The following is a 2,421-nucleotide window of genomic DNA, read 5'->3' as shown; positions in this document are numbered from 1 at the left end:
ATCGCCTGACTACGATACATCGCTCAGTATCAATGGCGCTGCTTTATTCAGTCAGTTATGCCGCACTTATGTCTAATGCCCAAGCGGCTACCATGGGTAAGACTGTCATTACCTCAGCTCAGCATGAACCTTTATCAGCCAGTATTGTTGTTACTGACATTCAAACCCCTGATTTTTCTGCAAGTTTAGCTGACCCTACCCTTTATCAGCAAATGGGTTTGACTCCAACAGATTCAATGACAGTTCGTTTTCAGCCTACTTCAGCCACCAGTGGGCGCGTTCTTATCACGACTACAAAACCTGTCTCTCAACCTTTTGCTGATGTGGTTTTAGCGATTAATGATGGTAATCAGCGTAATGTCATTCCTCAAACATTACTAATGCCTATGAATGACGGCCTACCGACTGCGCCCACCGAAAATATTGCCATAGGAGCAAAAAAACCTAATCTACCTAAGGTCTCTACAACAGATGCTAAACCTTTGATAGTTAAAAAAGGTACGCCTCCTCCATTATTACTGGCGCCTACAGTAATGATTACGCCCACAACACAGAGTAATGCTACGATATATTCCCCTAATGAGCGAAATAGTGCTCATTTGAATGACGATGCCAATAAGAATGAAAATAGAGCCTTGAGAGGTAGTAATAGTGACAATACTTCAAGCAGCTATTTAAATGGTAACCACTCTACTATCGGTTTGAATGAGAATAAGCTCGACATATTAAATATTCAAGTTACTCGTCAGATAGAACCTAGCGCTATAAATAAATCTGGAACTATAGCTTCCTCAACTATGTCAGCAATGCCAAATAATGCAATTACATCTGCCACATCCAAATCTGATGTAACAGTTCCATATGACAATAATTCTAGCACCAGTTTATCTACTGTAGACTCCAACGTTAAAGGAAAAAGCATCATATCTGATAGCAATAACAATGATTCAGATTTCAATTACACAGTACAACGCAACGATAATTTATGGGTTATTGCCCAGCAAATCGCTGAGAAAAACAATCTTGACGTGCAGATCGTTATGAACGAAATTCAAACACAAAATCCCAACGCCTTTATTAATAAAAATGCAAATCAGCTTAAAGCCGATGCGCAGCTAAGCTTACCTAAATACGATATCGTGCCGTCGCAAAAAAAGCTACAGACAGCCATCAGCGAACAAAGAAAGCATAGTAGAAAAGCAAATACGCCTGTCGTCAAAAAGAATACTGTTTCGGAAGCTGCATCCAAAATACAAACTGAGAAAGCTCAAGCGGCAAAACGCAATGAGACGCCTGCCATAAAGAAAACGCAGAAACTACCAACCGCCCAGTTTTCTGTACTTGCTCCTGGCCATAGTGGTAGCGCTGACGGTACTAAAAATAAAGCAGGCGTTGCAACGGGCAATGGCCTTAGTACAGATGTGTTGGATATTCTTAAGTCATCAAGACAAAGTACCGCAGACCAAGCACAGCGTTTATCAAAGACCAACGCTAGACTTGGAAGTTATACTAAAAAACTGCAATTACAAAACCAAAAACTGGCGGAGCTACAAGCTCGTCTTGAAAAATTACGCAATCAATAGTCGTTTAACTGATCAATATACTATACTGAAATAATGATCATGAGCGCAGGAGTAACTATGGAATACATACTATATATTATCGCCGGATTGGTATTTATCGTACTAATAGCGGTATTAGTTATACGCAAAAATAAAGCGCAAAAACCAACTGAACAGCCAAGCCTCAAAGCAGAAAAAGCTACCTCATTATCAACCACTGATGTAGTTAAAGGTGCAACTACTCAAGTCAATACTGACAACAACGAAAAATTCAACCATATTGAGATAGCACAGCGCTTTATGGAACAACAGCGCTATGATAAAGCTATTGATACCTTAAAACGTGGTCTCGCTGAAAAGCCACATGATAGCCAGTTAACTTTAAAGCTTCTAGCCGTATATGCAACGATAGATGAGTCTGATAACTTTAGCAGAGTCTATGATTCTATTAAAATGTATGGTGATGCCAAAAGTATCGCTCAGGCTGATGATCTAAAGGCATTGCTGACTGAAGAGCAAAGTCAGGCAGCTAAACATATCTTGCCAGCTGATGAAGTTCAAGATTCTGGCTTTGAAAGTATCGATTTTGATTTGCCGGCGAACAAAATCGAGAATAACGAGCCAACCATTGATCCTAGTCTTAATGAACAAGCATCTAATCGTCAAGCATATGAAAACGATTTAACCGCTGGCTCAGACAGCGCATTAGCAAATTCTGATGATATCGATAATAGCGCGCAAGATTTTGACCTAAGTTTAGATGACTTAGAACAAGATATTGATGAGCCGGCTGCTACTAGTGCCACACCTTTCATTGAGCTGGATATTGCCGATGAGGAAAGCTTATCAACGTCGACGG

Annotated in this window: 1 protein-coding gene and 1 pseudogene; both read left to right on the top strand. The window is 40.2% G+C overall.

Going from position 1 to position 2,421, the window contains the following annotated elements; translation table 11 throughout:
• Positions 1-1,583 (top strand): type IV pilus assembly protein FimV (locus tag V7D75_RS02665; protein WP_333613294.1); only part of this gene is annotated, 1,583 nt, incomplete at its 5' end.
• A gap of 57 nt (positions 1,584-1,640) precedes the next feature.
• Positions 1,641-2,421 (top strand): annotated as a pseudogene (locus V7D75_RS02660) (FimV/HubP family polar landmark protein); the annotation flags it as partial.

The organism is Psychrobacter sp. (assembly GCF_036731945.1).
In the GTDB taxonomy this organism is placed as follows: Bacteria; Pseudomonadota; Gammaproteobacteria; order Pseudomonadales; family Moraxellaceae; genus Psychrobacter.
Note: the sequence above shows the minus strand (reverse complement) of the source record. Positions and strands in the feature narration are given on the sequence as shown.